A 15343-nucleotide genomic window follows, 5' to 3' on the forward strand; every position below is an offset into this window, starting at 1 on the left:
CATGTACATGTGGACGGTCCCGCCTGCACGCTGCAGTGCGAACACGAAGGTGCACTGCGGCTGAACAGGCCCGCGTCCCGCCAACGAGTAGGAAAATTTTTGGTTCAAGCCTTCGGCTCACCTATCAGTGAAGTTATCGCTCACCTTAATTAAGTCGCGTCGTCCAACCATTGTTGAACGCTCCCATGGACTTGCATCGAAATTGAAGCTTGTCTATACTTTACTCTATAATTGAATCGATTCATTTTTTCAAGTCTCGATGCGGCGCACCGTGAACTTCCGGCATGCCCGCGGTGCCGCCCGCTCCTCCGCCGATCTCGGCGGATCCACCCTCACCAGTACACGCGGAGCAATCATGCGTAAAACCCGTAATCGACGGGTGCGAAGCCTGTCCATCCTCGCGGTGGTCAGCCTCGCGGCCGTCGCCATACCGACGGCGGCGAACCTCACCGCCCAAGCCGCCACCACCAGGTACGAAGCAGAGAACGCCCCGGCCACGTGCGCCGGCGCGATTGAATCGAATCATTCCGGCTTCTCCGGCGCCGGGTTCTGCAACTCGGACAACGCCGTCGGCGCCTCGGCCCAGTTCACCGTCAACGCCCCGAGCGCGGGCTCGGTCACCCTGGGGGTCCGGTACGCCCACGGCGGCACCGACACCCGCTCGGCCGACATCGTCGTCAACGGCGCAACCGTGCAAGCGGCCAGCTCGTTCGCCGCGACCGGGGCCTGGACCACGTGGTCGACCAAGACGGTCACCATCCCGGTCAACGCCGGCAGCAACACCGTCCGGCTCGTCGCCTCCACGGCGGCGGGGCTGGCGAACATCGACTTCGTCGAGATCACCGACGGCGACCCGCCCCAGGGCGGGGACGGCCGGTACGAGGTCGAGGCGCTGACGCGCGGGGTCACCGTGGTGCCCTCGGGCAGCGGGCGCCTCGTGTCCTGGCGGCTGCTCGGCACGGACGCCGAGAACACGGCGTTCAACGTCTACCGCGACGGGACGAAGGTGAACGCCTCCCCCCTGACCGGGGCGACGAACTACCTCGACACCGGCGGCTCCTCCAGCTCGCAGTACACGGTCCGCACGGTCGTGAACGGCGCCGAAGGCCCCGCGGCGGGCGTGGAGGCCCGGTTCAACTCCAGCGGCTACCTCGACATCCCGATCCAGCGGCCCTCCAGTAGCGGGTTCACCTACGCGGCCAACGACGCCAGCGTCGGCGACCTGGACGGCGACGGGGACTACGAGTACATCGTCATGTGGTACCCCTCCAATGCCAAGGACAACTCGCAGGCGGGCGTCACCGGCAACACCATCATCGACGCCTACCAGCTCGACGGCACCCGCCTCTGGCGTATCGACCTGGGCCGCAACATCCGCTCCGGCGCGCACTACACCCAGTTCCAGGTGTTCGACTACGACGGCGACGGCAAGGCCGAGATCGCGATGAAGACCGCCGACGGGACCCGGGACGGCCGGGGCACCGTCATCGGCTCCGCCAGCGCCGACCACCGCAACGGCGACGGGTACGTGCTCGCCGGACCGGAGTTCTTGACGATCTTCAACGGTCAGACCGGCGCCGCCATGGACACGGTCAACTACAACCCGCCGCGCGGCAACGTGTCCTCCTGGGGCGACAGCTACGGGAACCGGGTCGACCGGTTCCTGGCAGGCACGGCCTATCTGGACGGTGAGACCCCGTCGATGATCTTCGCCCGCGGCTACTACACGCGCAGCGTGATCTGGGCCGTGGACTGGAATGGCACGGACCTGACCACCCGCTGGACGTTCGACTCGAATTCCGCGGGCAGCCAGTACGCGGGCCAGGGCGCGCACAGCCTCTCCGTCGCCGACATGAACGGCGACGGCAACCAGGACGTCGTCTACGGCGCCATGGCCGTCGGCTCGAACGGGCAGCCGCTGTGGAACACCAGGTTCGGCCACGGCGACGCGCTTCACGTCTCGGACTTCGTTCCCAGCCGTGCCGGCCAGGAGGTGTTCATGGTGCATGAGAGCGGCAGCCAGCCGTCCTCGCACTTGAACGGCTCGAACGGCTCCATCCTGTTCCAGACCAGTCCGAACGGTGACAACGGGCGCGGCGTCGCCGCGAACATCCTGGCGAGCAACCCGGGCGCCGAGTACTGGTCCCTGGCTCCCAGCGGCCTGCGCAACGCCTCCGGTTCCAACATCGGGGCGCAGCCCGCCTCGGCGAACTTCTTGTCCTGGTGGGACGGGGACGGGGAGCGCGAGCTCCTGAACGGCACCCAGATCACCAACTACCCGTCCGGAACGCTGCTGAACGGTTCGGGGGTGGCGTCCGGCAACGGTACGAAGTCCACGCCTGCGCTGTCTGCAGACCTGTTCGGGGACTGGCGGGAGGAGGTCATCTGGCGCACGAGCGACAGTTCCGCGCTGCGGATCTACGCGACTCCGCATCAGACGAACCTGCGCATCGCCACGCTGATGCACGACGTCCAGTACCGGGTCGCGATCGCCTGGCAGAACACGGCTTACAACCAGCCGCCGCACCCGAGCTTCTACATCGGCAGCGACAAGACCAGTTACCCCTGGCCCGACGTCCACACCCCGTAAGCACCGCGCGCCTCCGGTTCGGGCGATAGCGCGCCCGGAGGCCTGAACCGCGTCGAGGCGGACCCTGTGAGGGTCCGCCTCGGCCTGCTTCTGCCCGTCAGTGCTTGCCGGTCTGGGTCAGGTGCATATCGGCGTATCGGCCCGAGGCCCCGAGCAGTTCCTCGTGGGTGCCCTGCTCCACGATGCGTCCCTTGTCGAGCACGACGATGCGGTCGGCTTGGCGGATGGTGGAGAGCCGGTGCGCGACGATGAGGGAGGTGCGGTTCCGCATGAGACGGTTGAGTGCCTCTTTGACCAGCTCCTCGGCCGCCGGGTCGAGCGCCGAGGTCGCCTCGTCGAGCAGGAGGATGCGCGGGTTGCGGACGAGCGCCCGGGCGATCGCGAGCCGCTGGCGCTGACCGCCCGACAAGCGCGCGCCGCGCTCCCCGACCACCGTGTCGAGGCCGTCGGGGAGCTCCTGCACGAACTGCCAGGCGTTGGCGTCGCGAAGTGCGCGGGCGATCCGCTCCTCGTCGGCGTCTCGCATGCCGTAGGCCACGTTCTCGCGGATGGTGCCTTCGAACAGGACCGATTCCTGCGGTACCACGGAGATGAACCGGCGCGCCGTGCGCAGATCGAGCCGCTGCATGTCGACGCCGTCGAGCAGGATGCGGCCCGATGCGGGTCGCACGAACCCCAGCACGAGGTTGAGCAGCGTCGACTTCCCCGAACCCGACGGCCCGACGAACGCGACCGTGGTTCCCGGTTCGATCTCGAGCGAGACTTCCTGCACCGCATCGGATTCGGCGTCCGGGTAGCGGTGCGAGACGCTCTCGAGGGCCAGGCGGCCCTCCACGGCGTCGACTTGCTGCTTACCGGCGTTCTGCTCGATGTCGGGCTCTTCCAGCACCTCCGCGATCGAGCGGACCGACTCCAGCCCGCGCGCTCCGACCGGAATCAGCATCATCAGCTGCGTGAGCCCTTGGGTCAGCAGCGCGAAGTAGGTCGACAGCAGCACCACTTCGCCAGCCGTGATCGGCAGGATCCCGGTGAGCGCGAACGTCGCCGCAAGCACGAGGCAGCCGACGCCCAGCAGCTGCATGGTGACCCACGAAATGGAGGCCACGTGGCCGTTGAGCATGTCCAGGTGCAGGCCGGCGTGCCGCACGTTCGCCGCGCTGCTGGCCACCCGCGAGACCGCCGTCTGCTCCAGGCCGTGCGCCCGGGTGACCGGCATGAGCGAGGCCATCTCGCCGACCCTCGCCGCCAGCGACTCCATCTCCCGCCGGAACTGCTCGTTGCGGGCACGGGAGCGGCGGCGCAGGCCGGCGCGCAGCCCGATCGCGATGGGTACGGCGAGGGCGTACACGGGCAGGAACTGGGGAACGGTTATCGCGGTCATGCTGAGGGCGCCGATGAGCACCATGGTCGCCGACAGGAGCGGATGCGTGACCTGCTGGAGCATGAGCTCGACGTTCTCGACGTCCCGCACCAGCTTCGTCTGCACGATCGAGGAGCTCACCCGGGTGTGGTAGCCGATCGACAGGCTCTGCAGCCGGGCGGCCAGGGCGTTGCGGAGGTCGGCGCCGGTATCGCGCACCACCGTCATGAAGTTGCGGGTGTAGATGATGTGGTTGGGGTAGTTCTGCACCAGCAGGAGCACCGCGAGGGCGAGCCACCCCAGGACCGCCGTGACCGAGCCGTCGGCGACGACGAGGTCGATGATCGCGGCTGTCACCACGGGCAGGAACCACAGTGGAATCTCTTTGACGGTGAACGCGGCGACAGCCAGGAGCATGCGCCATGGGCGGCGCATGAGCAGGCGGAACACCGATCGCGCGGCTTGGGAGCCGCTCAGGGGAGACCGTTCGGCAAACGCTTGCAGTGACATTCGTCGATAATACGCTCGGTAGGCGCCGCATGTCTCTGGGGTGGCTGTCTTGGCCCAGCCGGGATGCTCGTCGAAGGCCGCCCACAGGTTGCCTTCGCGCGCCAAGCGACGCGGCGCAAGATGGTGGAGCCCCAGGGCGCCGCTCTGCCGGTTTCCCGCCGGTATGCCGCCTTGAATACCACCGCAACCCGGGGCACAGTGGACGGGGTGCCCGGCCGGCGAGCTCCCATCGGCCGCAGGCGACCAGTCTCCTACAGAACGGGCACACATGCGGTCGCGCCCCGGCGATCGTCGGCGCCCGGGTCGATGCCCTGGCCCTGAACGGACTCCGAGCCGGTCGCCTCCATCTCGGCCTCTGACGAGGGATCCCCTTGTCCCCCACAGCGGTCGAGGCTTCCAACCGATCCGCTGAAACAGACCGCATCCATGGCGTCGCGCCCGGGGCGCCGCCGCACACCACCACCGGAAGGTCGAAACTCATGACGAACCACGACGACTTCTCGTCGCATCCCAAGCCATCGCGCGGCGCTGTGCGCCGTCGCCGACTGCTCGCCTCCGCAGCGGGAGGCACCGCCGTGCTCGTCACGGCCGTCGTCACCGTCATGACCGCAGGTCTCGCCACAGCAGCGGCACCCACGAGCGGCCAAGAGGTCACCGACCAGCCTGCCGCCCTTGACACTTCTGGCCAGGCTCCGGAGACGGTCCTGCTGCCGACCGGCGACCGGGTCCGGATGCGACCGGACGGCACGATCGGGCTCCTGCCCGCCGAAGGCCGCGACGACATCGGGTTCCACGCGGTCACGGCCGCGGACGGCAGCGGCGACACGATCATCGTCCCGCAAGACAAGTCCGACGAAATCCTTTCGGGTACCGAGGACTCCCGCCGGTACAACGTCACCCAGCTCATCGCGGACGGCAACACCGACGCCGCCGACGTGGAGGCGTCCCAGCTGGAGTCTTACGCGGGCCTGCCACCGACGACCGACGACGCCGGTGCCGAAGCCGCTCAGACGCTCACCGTCGCCATCAAGGACCGCTCCGGCGACGTCCCCGCCTCCAGCCACGTGACCTGGTTCGACACCGCCGACCCCGACCACAACGGGTCACTCGAGTTCGACGCCGGCGGCATCGCCTCCGCCGACCTCACGCCCGGCGCCTACCTCCTCACCTACTCGTTCGGGAACGACTCCACCGACACCGAGCCTGGGGAGGAGATCCATGGCATCAGCCATGTCGTGATCGAGGACCAGAGCACGGGCCTCGTTCTCGACGGCGCCGAGGCCCAGCCCGTCACGGTCGAGGTCGAGCGTTCCGATGCGACACTGGCCAACGACGTCCTCGCGTTGGCCGCCCTCGCCCCCGACGGTTCGAGCGTCGGGTTGACCAGCTTCGGGAGCGACGCCACCAACCGCTACCTCATGCCCGAAACCGACCTGCCCGGGTACGACCTCGGCTTCCGGTACCAGCAGACGCTGACCGGCACCAAAGGCGGGCCGTACGAGTACAACCTCGCGTTCGCCCAGCACGGCATTCCCGATGACACCGCCTTCCGCGTCGCCGACGACGACCTCGCGGCGGTCGAGACCGAGTACCGCGGCTTCGGCAAGGCCGTGGACGGCTTCACCTGCAAGAGCGGCGACCACGCCGTCGCATCCATCGGGATGGGCGTCTGCTTCCTGACTCCTACGTCGTTCCCCTCCGAGCGCCTCGAGCTCTTCACCGCCGATCCCGCGATCAGCTGGAGCAACCGGGTCGAAGGCGGTCGGTACGACGCGGACGACAACCTGTCGGACGGCTTCCGCGAGGAGGCGGACCTCGTCTTCGAACCCGGCGAGACCGAGCGGACGTTCCCGCACGGCCCCTTGGCGGCCGGCGGGAGCGCGATGTTCCTCTACAACGAGGACGGCGTCACCCATACGGAGAACTTCGCCAACCTGGGCACCAGTGTCAACGGCGAGAAGGTGCACCTGCTCGGGTACACCGGCGATGCGACCCTGCTCCGAGATGGACTCCAGGTCGACCGGATCACCGGCATCGACCCGTCATTCGGCTTCGGCTTCGACCTCACCGAGCCCGCCGCTGGCCGCTACACGCTTGCCGTCGACGGGACGCGTGGAACCGCGATCGGACCGTTCGCCACCACCTCCGCTGTCGCATGGACCTTCGACCTCGATCCGACCTCGGTCGGCCCTGAGGGCCAGGTCCTGATCCTTCCGGCGGTCGGCGTCACCGCGGAGGGCATCGACGGCGGCTGGGCCGAGGACCGCGACCAGGAGCTCACCCTCGAACTGGTGGACGGCGAGGGCAAGGCCGTGGCGGCAGAGGAGATGACCTTCGAGGTGTCCTACAACGACGGACGGACCTGGAAGTCGGTCGACGTCGACCAGGACGGCAGCACCGCCACCGTCGAGCTCGACCACCCCTGGTACACCCGGTACGTCTCGACCCGGACCACCGCTACCGACGCCTCGGGCACCGAGGTCACCCAGACCACTATCCGCTCCTACGGGCTCCGCTGAACGCAAGGCGATGAGCGCCCTGCATGCCAAGACCGACAAGGGGATCCGGAAGCGCTCATCGTCGAACCGTTGCGCCAAGACGCAAAGCACGAAGCGATAGAGAAGCCCCGGTAATCCTGCACGCGGGGATCACCGGGGCTTGGCGGCGGAGGATACGGGATTTGAACCCATCACCGGGTATCACCCGAAACCCGCATAGCGCGTGTTTCGGCTGGCATGCAAGGCGTGTGGGTCACCCGCGTGCGGATGGGTTCGCCAAACGTCTTGTAGCCGAAGGACGCTGGGAGATCGTCGAGCCGTTGACGCTCCGCACAGAGCGGTGGTCACCCAGGCTGATGACCGGCCGTATTCTGCGCGACCGTGTTCGTGCTGCACAGCGAAGTCGACTGGCGGCACCTGCCGCCCGGCTCAGCCCAGGGCCACGTGGAGGGTCACGGCGTCCCCGTCCAGTTCCACCAGGTGCGCCACGAATCCTCCGGCCTCGGGCGCCGGCGGTTCCGCTCCCGCTTCGGCGCATGAGAGACCCCCGCCGCCATCGCCACGTATCTGCAAGGTGCATCCGGGCTCGTACAGCAGGCCGCCGCCTCCGCCCAGGCCGTCCGGGTTGGTCAGGTCCACTTTGACGCCGCCTGCTTCGACGGCGGCGTCCACCGTCCACTGGCCGTCGTCCCCCTCGAGAGGGAACTCGACCGAACCGGAGAATTGCACCTCGCACTCGCCGTCGCCGCACGACTCGTAGTCGGCGTTGTCCGGCTCTGGAGCTTCGGTGGTCGGTGCAGCGGGGGAAGCGGTAGCTTCGGGGCTCGGGGAGGCGGACTCGCTCGTGGTGGCGGCGGCGCCGGGGCTCGAGGCTGCAGCGCCGGTGTCCGGCTCGGTCCCGGTGCCGCACCCGGCCGCGGTAAGGATCACGAGAAGCGCCCCGATTGCCTTGTGCCGTTTGAGGAAAGCTCGCGAAGTCGTCATGCGCTGATTCTAAGGGCGACCCAAAAGAGGCTCCCCTCAGCGGACGGCATCGAGGCCCGGCCCAACTCGAGCTACCCGGTGAGTCTCAGAGGTCGTACCCGAAATTGATACAGGCCTGCTCGATCTCATAGAGAATCGATTCGGTGTCACCCTCGGCAGGGCCGATCCCCTTATCCTCGAACTCAATGCAGGCCGGTTCCCAGTACCGAAAGACGGCCACGAGATCGCTGATCTCGTAGATGCCCTCCATATCCTCGAATTCTTGAACGAATTCTTCAGACCGGTCGCTGTCGGTCAGTTTGATTTGGAAGGCGGACGGCATACTGTCAGCGCCCGCGCCATCCACAAGGTCAGGATGGTCTGCGAAGGTGTCCTGGAACTTCTCCCAAGCTTCCTCCTGAGACTCGAACTCAACCTGCTCGGTCAGCGGATCTTCTTGGATCGCCGATTCGATCTGGTCCCGGACGTCGTCCTCGATGTCGCTGTCAAGATAGATGATCACATGATCGTCGGCTTGAAATTCATGGGTCGCGGTCTTCTCTCCGCGGAAGAGAAAGTACACGAGCGTCCCCGCAATCGCGACCCCCACGCATAGGGCCGCAATCGCAATTTTTCGGCCGAAGGGCTGCTTCGCAGTTTCAGGGTTCGGAGGCATGACTGCAGAATACTGAGCAACCGCAAGCCCCAGGGCGTGGCGGAACCCGTCGATGTCGGCCGAATCGCGATGCCGTTGAAGAGCGAGGGTCCGGTGTGGTCGCGGGCATTATGCCTGGTCGCCTTCGCGAGACTGCCCACATGCCGGCGCCGAAGGCTCGCTGGGAAGGGCGACCGCGGAACCGTGACGGCTTCGGCAAGGGCCTGCGAATCAAGCAACGACCCGCGGCGGGATACCGGCGGAATACCGGCAGTCCCGACAAGTTTTAGGCTTGAGGGCCTAGTACTGCTGCGGCACTTCAGGGTTCGTGCCGGGAGTCCAAGGTCGAGGGTGACTTTCCGGATAGGTCCACTGGGGCCACACCGTCTAGCGCAGGTCGGACACCAGCCGGAACCGTTGCAGCACCGTCAACGTCGCGTCGTCGACGGTGAACTCCGGATCGTCCAGCGCCTCCCGCATCTCCTTGCCATGCCAGAACGACTCGTGGTTCGCGCGCCATGAGGCGATGCTGCGGTCGCCTTCGCCCTCGTCGATGACGTGCTCGAGGTCGACCGCCGACAGCGGCACGACCCGCACTTCGGTGGTCTCGATGACCGCGACGGGCCGTTCGCCGGAGTCAATGACGACCGCACGATCGCCGACCTTGGGAAGGGCCTCGCCCTCGTGCTCGTAGTCGATCACCAGACCGGTCGTGGAGGTCTTGGCGTGAGGATCGCCGCCACCAACTGGTCCCGCAGCGGGCCGGGGAACGCGAACTCGGACCTCGGCAACGCAGCGATCTCGGCAGGGGTTGGAACGCTCGTAGACATGCGCCCCACGGTATCCCCGTCGAGCGGATCGCTTGAAAGGGCCCAGCCGATCGGCCAGGCCCCGACCGAGCTCAGTAACCCGTGCAGCGAGGTTCGTCCCCCTCTTGCGGGCGTCCGGCCGTCGACCGCCGGTGCAGCTTCCGGGTGCGGCAGTGACCCGGCCATGGCGGCCATCGCGCTAACTCTCGCCGTGGACGCCGGGTCGGTCTTGCTCGCACCCACGGGCGTGAACCCACCTGCGAACGACCTACGGCACAGGGCTCAGGCGAAGCCAGCGTTGTCGAGTGAACAACTGGTAGAAGGCCTGCAAGACGTTACCGTTTGGTTCAACAAGGAAACGGACCGTTTGATCGGGCTCGACCTCGAAGTGCAGCGAGCGGCTTCCGGTCCAATCGATGCGAGCCCGTATGTCATGCGCTCCCGCGGATACCGGGAGGTCGAGCTCTTCGCCGACCTTGATGGCGCCGCGTTCACTACCGTCAATCTCGATGATGTAAGTGCGGGTAGAGTCCCGAAATCGTCCTGAGGGGCGAGCGATCTGAACGGCAGAGGACATGCCTTTGAGGATCTCACAAGTCCGTGTCCGCGTGTTCGCAGCGAACGTCTCGTGCGCTGCGATTGCCCCTGTTTCTACACCCATCACCCCAGCTCCAAGCCCGCTCAGGCCACGGCGGATGCGAGAATGGCCGCAACACCTGCCCCGAGCCCCGGACCCACGACATGAAACCAGGATCCCGATCCCAGATCGCCGTCCACGACCGGCTGCGACCGCATGACCTGGCGCTCTTCGCCGTCTCGCTGGCACTCATAGCCGCCCTGCCGTGGATGCTGATGAGCGCCGGGAGCGAACCCGTCGAGTACCGCGACCAGCGCACGGGGAGCCAGACGACCGTGCCTGCCTGGGCCGGCATCCTCTGGTTCGTCATCCCGTTCCTGGTATGGCCTTCGATGAAGGCCTGGAACCTCATCAGGAAGCCCGCCGCGGCGACGCTCGGCCCGGGCGGCATCCGCCTGTACCGCGAGGTCGGCGGCCTGTACGCACGCGACAATGGCAAGAAGGTCAACCTCGGATGGGATGAGGTGCAGCGGATCGTCCTGTGGCGCAAGCGCACCCGCTGGCTCTGGTTCATCCCGGGATGGACCGCGCAGGTCGGGGTCGAGAAGCCCGACGACTGGTATCAGGTCAGCCGGCCCGAACCGACTGAGCAGGAGCGCAAGAGCCGCGGCCACCGCAACGACGGTTCTCCGATCCGCTTGGGCGCCATGCTTTCTTCGCGGAGCGTCCGGCTCGGCCCGGTCGCGTTCAAGCGCCTCGCCGAAGCCGTCGCGACGTATGCGCCCCAGGTCGAGATCGTCGACGAGCGCGTCTACGGCAAGCGCGAAGTCATCGGCCCCAGCAGGACGGCCCACTGACGCCCTAAAATGCATCTGCGTCCGGGGACCACCGGTTCGCTTCGGTCGATGGTCCGCCACGTGAACTCGGGCTCGCGGTCGAGGCCGGCTTGGTCAGCCCTCGGCACTGCTCGGACTGCTGCGGCGTTGCTCGATGTCCTCCAGCTCCGCAGCGGCTGCCGCCGCCTCCGGCACATCGCAGTCCTCGAAGCCCTTGACCGCGCGCCGCAGATGTCCTGCTGCGACCGGCATCTCGCCTCGGCGGCGGTGGGCGTCGGCGAGACCGTGGTGGGCTCGCGCGAGCTCGTAGACGTCCTCATGGGACTCGGCGAGTGCCGCCGCCAGCGTATGCTGGCGGATCGCTTCGTCAGCGCCGCCCGATGCGGTGAGCGCTCGACCGAGACCGTTCCTGGCCATGCGCTCGAACGCCAGATACGCCATCTCCTCCGCCTGCTCGACGGCCCGGCTGAAGTAGGTCACGGCCTCAGCGGCCCGGTCCAGGCGCAGCAGGTCCTCGCCGACTTCAATGAGCGTCCCGGTGAACCCGCCCAGAAGGCCGGCCTCGCGGCAGCGCTCGAGGCAGGCGGTGTGCATCTGCAGTGCCTCGGCGGGATCGCCGTGCTCGCGGACGAAGTTCCCGCGGTAGAACTCGACCCGGATGCGGTTGTAGCCGTCCGCGGGCTCCAGGCGCCGCTCCGCCGCATCGAGGTGGCGTTCGGCGTCGGCCAGCCGCCCGAGCCGCAGCAGCGGGAAGACCGTGTTCACGTTGATGTGGACGATCGCCCTGGTGCCGTCGTCGGCGTCGGCTTCGGCCAGCGCGAGCGCGGACCGGTACACGTCGAGGGCTTCCGTGAACCTTCCGGACTGCTCATGCTGGACGCCTATGCTCCTGAGCGCCAGTGCCGCCCCGCCGTTGTCACCGAGTTTTCGGTTGAGCGCTGCGACGTTCTCGAGGCAGCTGATCGCCTCGCGATGGCGGCTCGCGTACATCAGGTGCCGTCCTCGGTCGGCCAGGCTGTGCGCTTCCTTCTGCTCGTCTTCGAGCCTCCGGGCGATGTCCAGGGCGACGCGGTTGACTGTCAGATGCTGGTCGATGCCGCGCTCGTACATCCTGAACGCGCTGAACGCGTTGGCGAGGTGCCAGGCCGATTCGAGATGCCCGGTGCGCTCCGCTTCGAAAACGGCGGCTGCCAGATTGCCGCGTTCGGACTGGAACCATGCGACGGCGTCCTCCTGCCCGGTGAAGGTCCGCAGTCCGATGTCGTGCTTCGTCGCCTCGATCGTCAGCATCCGCTGGTGCTGCGAAGGCACCTGGATCGCGGCTTGATAGGAGCAGTGCAGGTAGACCGCGAGCAGACGGGTGAACGCCCCGTCCAGGTCCTCTCGGGTCTCCTCCAGTTCCGCGAGCTTGGTCGCGAAGAGACGCACCAGGTCGTGCAGGCGGTACCGCCCCGGGGAGCGGGATTCGGCCAGGTGGACGTCGACCAGCGATTCCAGCATCGCAGCCGCGTCGTCATGTTCGCAGAGCGCGGCCGCGGCGTAGGCGTCCACGTCGTCTCCGGGGACCAGGCTGAGCCGCCGGAGCAGGCGCTGGTGGGCCGGGTCGAGCTCGAGATAGGAGGCGCGGAGTGCCGCGGTCACTCCTCCGTGCCCCATGTCGAGTTCGTCGAGCAGCCGGTTCTCGGGGTCGAGCCGGGCCAGCAGGTCCTCGGCCCGCCAATGGGGACGGCTGCGCAGCCGGGCCGCCGCCAGGCCCAGGGCCAAGGGAAGCCGACCGCAGCGTTCGGCGATCGCGACCGCCTCGTCATCGGTGATGCGGCCGGCGCCGGTGCCGAGCATCGCCACGGCCTCGCGGATCGACGGGGGCTCGAGGAGTACGACGTGGGCGCTGGCCAGTCGCGACAGGTCGCGTCGGCTCGTCGTCAGGACGAGGCTGGCCGAGGTGCCCGGCATGAGCGATTCGAGTTGCTCGGCGCCGGTGGCGTTGTCGAACACCAGCAGCACGCGGCGGTCGGCGATGGCGCTGCGGTAGCAGGCGGCGAGTTCGCCGAGATCGGTGGGGAGGTGGCGCTCGTCGACGCCGAGGCGGCCCAGCACCCGTGTCAGCACCGACGCCGGGTCCGGGCGCGGCCCGGCTGAGTCAGCGAATCCGTGGAGGTCCACGAACACCTGGCCGTCGGGGTACTTGGAGGCGAGCGCGTGCGCTGCTCCCACCGCCAACGACGTCTTCCCGACTCCGGCCATGCCGTGCACGGCGACGATCGCGGCGCCGTCGCCGACCGCATCGATGATCGCGTCCAGCTGCGCTTCCCGACCGGGGAGCCCGGCCGGCAGCCTGGGCAGCTCGCGAGGCGCCGCCGCAATGGAACTCGAGATCCCGGCGAGCGCTGTCCCGCCGCGCTCATCCGGGGTCAGGGCCTCGATGAGCAGGCGCAGCGTCCGCGGTTGCGGCCGCACTCTCCCGGACTCGATGTCGCGGATCGTGCGGACCCCCACGGCCGCTTTGGAAGCCAGTTCCTCCTGCGTCATCATCGCGCGCAGCCGGAGTGCCCGGAGGCCTGTGCTGTCATCGAGCGTGCGATCCGGCATCCCGCAATGATAGGTCGACGCGGTCGGCGATCGGTTGACCGTGGACGGCAGGTCATCGTCTGCGGCACCGGCCTCTGCAGGCAGCTCCGAGCCGCGACCTGTGACGGGAGGCTAGTCGAGTTCCCGCGCGAAGTGGAAAGCCATGATGGTCAACCGCTCCCGCATGTAGAAGCGGTGCGCGTCGCGCCGGTGGGTGCCGGAATCCAGATGCATCGCAGTGCAGCCGAGTTCACGCGCTCGCTCCTCCAGGTACTCCAGCAGAGCGCGGCCGACCCCGGTCGAACGCGCCTCGGAAGCCGTGACCAGGTCGTCTACGTACAGCATCCGACGCCGATTGGTGTTCGCCACTGTGCGCCAGCCCGCCACCCCCACACAGCGGCCCTCCGTATACGCCGCAGTGAATCGGAGTCCCTGCGCGTGCCCCTCGTCGTACACGGCCAGGAAGTCGTCGGCACCCAGATCCGGGCGCAGTTCCCGGAGGACGGGCAGCAGCTCAGCGGTGAGCCGGGCGTCCCCAGGCTCGATGTCGACGATCTCCATTGCGGCATTGTACGAAGGCCCGCCTTGCGAAGGAGCGGCCCACGCGCACTGCGCGGTGTCGGTACGCTCCCGGGCCTACTTGAGCATGACGCTCACGTCGAGCGCCTGCGGGAGGAGGTCGGCTCTCGTGAAGACGCTCTTGCCGTAGCAGAGCCCGACATGTGAGCCGTAGGCCTGGTTGTTCCACGACCAGCCGGCGCCGGAATCGCCGGAATCGGTGTTGACACCGTCCATGCGGACCAGGCCTTCGGTGAGGTACCCCTGGAGCGTGCAGGACCACAAGACGTCCTCCACGTCGAGGCTGCAGTCGCGTTCGTTCGTGGCCCGGCCGAAGACGCAGATGGTCTCGCCCACGGTGAACTCCCACCACGGCTCCACTGACAGGGTGTCGCGCTTGACGTACGGCGCGGCGTAGAAGCGCGCCACGTCAATGGTCGAGGTGGTGTGCCATTCGACGTCGCCGTAGAACCCCCGGTGCTCGGCCTCCAGTTCCAGTTTCGCGAAGCCGTAGCCCGGTTTCCCCGCCTGGTCGAGGCCGGTGCAATGGCCGGCCGAGCTGACGCCGGTAGTCCCCTGGGGGTCGACGACGGTCCATCCGATCGTGCACCACAGTGCTCCGTCCTTATAGGCCGCCATGCCGCCGTAGGCGTACTGGGCGGTGTTGCCGAGCGAGTCGACGACGGTCAGCGCGACGCCTCGCCGGAACTCCTCGGAGAGGCGTTCGCGGATGGCCTCGGGGTCGGAGGGCAGGCCGGGCTGGGCGGCGAGGTCGACGGTGATCGTGCCGTTCGTGATGTCGGCCCCGCTGGAGAGGTCCGCGTAGCCGAGCCCGATCAGCTCGCGGTTGAGCCGGTCGTTGCGGTCTTGGAGTTCGAGGTACGAGAACGGCTGGCGGTCGGCGATGGTCACGTCCAGGCCGCTCGCCTCGACCACGCTTCGGACGAACTCGTCGGCTTCGCCTTTGATGTAGAGCGTCGGCGTGCCGCCGGGCCGCTCCGACAGGGCGGTGCCGACGAACACGTCCAAGCGCTCGGGTGCGATCTGGGACGCGATGTCGTCTATGACTTCGGTGACCCGGTACTGCGCCTCGGCCTGCGCCAGGGTCCATCCGTGGGCCGCTGCGGTGCGGGCGAGGTCGTCCCGGAGTCCTTCTTCGGGGGTCTGGTAGCCGTCTTCGGGGTCGTCCGCTCGGGCGGTGCCGACCGCCGGCGATGCCAGCAGGAGGAGTGGCGCGGCGAGCGCGGCGAGGATGCGCCGAGAGAGTGTGAACTGCATGGGGTGCATCCGATCTGCTCTTCATCGAGAAGAGGCGGATTGACGAGGGTCGGGCTGACGCCAGGCACGCTGACCTGTATGGAATGACGCTACCAACATTGCGTGCGACGCAGGGTCCATGCCGGTTCGGGCGACGGAGCG

The 15343-nt window shown here is 67.9% G+C and carries 10 protein-coding genes and 1 pseudogene; 4 read left to right on the forward strand and 7 right to left on the reverse strand.

Annotated elements, in window-relative coordinates; all coding sequences use genetic code 11:
• The first annotated feature begins 379 nt into the window (after positions 1 to 379).
• Entirely contained in the window at positions 380 to 2590 is a 2211-nt protein-coding gene (locus QWI33_RS08140) for a rhamnogalacturonan lyase family protein (RefSeq protein WP_289956620.1), read from the forward strand.
• 97 nt (positions 2591 to 2687) lie between these two features.
• Here QWI33_RS08140 and QWI33_RS08145 read toward each other — a convergent pair whose 3' ends face one another.
• Positions 2688 to 4460 (reverse strand): ABC transporter ATP-binding protein, encoded by a 1773-nt coding sequence (locus QWI33_RS08145; RefSeq protein WP_289956621.1) that lies wholly within the window; start codon positions 4458 to 4460, stop codon positions 2688 to 2690.
• 479 nt (positions 4461 to 4939) lie between these two features.
• Here QWI33_RS08145 and QWI33_RS08150 point away from each other — a divergent pair, with 479 nt between their 5' ends.
• Positions 4940 to 6979, forward strand: coding sequence for a hypothetical protein (locus QWI33_RS08150; protein WP_289956623.1), 2040 nt, complete (start codon positions 4940 to 4942; stop codon positions 6977 to 6979).
• Between the two features lie 408 nt (positions 6980 to 7387).
• Here QWI33_RS08150 and QWI33_RS08155 read toward each other — a convergent pair whose 3' ends face one another.
• The 3 genes and pseudogenes from QWI33_RS08155 to QWI33_RS08165 all read right to left on the reverse strand — a co-directional run bounded on the left by QWI33_RS08155 (position 7388) and on the right by QWI33_RS08165 (position 9406).
• Complete coding sequence (locus QWI33_RS08155) at positions 7388 to 7942, reverse strand: SH3 domain-containing protein (protein WP_289956625.1); 555 nt, start codon at positions 7940 to 7942, stop codon at positions 7388 to 7390.
• 85 nt (positions 7943 to 8027) lie between these two features.
• Positions 8028 to 8597, reverse strand: a complete 570-nt coding sequence (locus QWI33_RS08160) for a permease-like cell division protein FtsX (RefSeq protein WP_289956627.1) — start codon at positions 8595 to 8597, stop codon at positions 8028 to 8030.
• A 366-nt stretch (positions 8598 to 8963) separates the two neighbouring features.
• Positions 8964 to 9406, reverse strand: a pseudogene (locus QWI33_RS08165) (ASCH domain-containing protein).
• Positions 9407 to 9569: 163 nt separating this feature from the next.
• Here QWI33_RS08165 and QWI33_RS08170 point away from each other — a divergent pair.
• Both QWI33_RS08170 and QWI33_RS08175 read left to right on the forward strand, forming a co-directional pair.
• Positions 9570 to 9932 (forward strand): hypothetical protein, encoded by a 363-nt coding sequence (locus tag QWI33_RS08170; RefSeq protein WP_289956631.1) that lies wholly within the window; start codon positions 9570 to 9572, stop codon positions 9930 to 9932.
• Between the two features lie 194 nt (positions 9933 to 10126).
• On the forward strand, positions 10127 to 10819 hold the full coding sequence (locus tag QWI33_RS08175; protein WP_289956634.1) for a hypothetical protein: 693 nt from the start codon (positions 10127 to 10129) through the stop codon (positions 10817 to 10819).
• A gap of 93 nt (positions 10820 to 10912) precedes the next feature.
• On the opposite strand, the gene QWI33_RS08180 is transcribed toward QWI33_RS08175, so the two are convergent.
• From QWI33_RS08180 to QWI33_RS08190, 3 genes are all read right to left on the reverse strand, one after another.
• Positions 10913 to 13387 carry a tetratricopeptide repeat protein gene (locus QWI33_RS08180; protein ID WP_289956636.1) on the reverse strand — a complete coding sequence of 825 codons (2475 nt, stop codon included), beginning with the start codon at positions 13385 to 13387 and terminating at the stop codon, positions 10913 to 10915.
• Between the two features lie 111 nt (positions 13388 to 13498).
• Positions 13499 to 13927 carry a GNAT family N-acetyltransferase gene (locus QWI33_RS08185; RefSeq protein ID WP_289956637.1) on the reverse strand — a complete coding sequence of 143 codons (429 nt, stop codon included), beginning with the start codon at positions 13925 to 13927 and terminating at the stop codon, positions 13499 to 13501.
• A gap of 75 nt (positions 13928 to 14002) precedes the next feature.
• Complete coding sequence (locus QWI33_RS08190; protein ID WP_289956639.1) at positions 14003 to 15202, reverse strand: chymotrypsin family serine protease; 1200 nt, start codon at positions 15200 to 15202, stop codon at positions 14003 to 14005.
• Positions 15203 to 15343: the final 141 nt, after the last annotated feature.

This window comes from Glycomyces tritici, assembly GCF_030403505.1.

What these genes read in the sequence shown, in the direction of transcription:
- QWI33_RS08145 (WP_289956621.1), bottom strand. Translation starts at nt 4,460, where the DNA reads ATGTCACTGCAAGCGTTTGCCGAACGGTCTCCCCTGAGCGGCTCCCAA.
- QWI33_RS08150 (WP_289956623.1), top strand. Translation starts at nt 4,940, where the DNA reads ATGACGAACCACGACGACTTCTCGTCGCATCCCAAGCCATCGCGCGGC.
- QWI33_RS08155 (WP_289956625.1), bottom strand. Translation starts at nt 7,942, where the DNA reads ATGACGACTTCGCGAGCTTTCCTCAAACGGCACAAGGCAATCGGGGCG.
- QWI33_RS08160 (WP_289956627.1), bottom strand. Translation starts at nt 8,597, where the DNA reads ATGCCTCCGAACCCTGAAACTGCGAAGCAGCCCTTCGGCCGAAAAATT.
- QWI33_RS08170 (WP_289956631.1), top strand. Translation starts at nt 9,570, where the DNA reads ATGGCGGCCATCGCGCTAACTCTCGCCGTGGACGCCGGGTCGGTCTTG.
- QWI33_RS08175 (WP_289956634.1), top strand. Translation starts at nt 10,127, where the DNA reads ATGAAACCAGGATCCCGATCCCAGATCGCCGTCCACGACCGGCTGCGA.
- QWI33_RS08180 (WP_289956636.1), bottom strand. Translation starts at nt 13,387, where the DNA reads ATGCCGGATCGCACGCTCGATGACAGCACAGGCCTCCGGGCACTCCGG.
- QWI33_RS08185 (WP_289956637.1), bottom strand. Translation starts at nt 13,927, where the DNA reads ATGGAGATCGTCGACATCGAGCCTGGGGACGCCCGGCTCACCGCTGAG.
- QWI33_RS08190 (WP_289956639.1), bottom strand. Translation starts at nt 15,202, where the DNA reads ATGCAGTTCACACTCTCTCGGCGCATCCTCGCCGCGCTCGCCGCGCCA.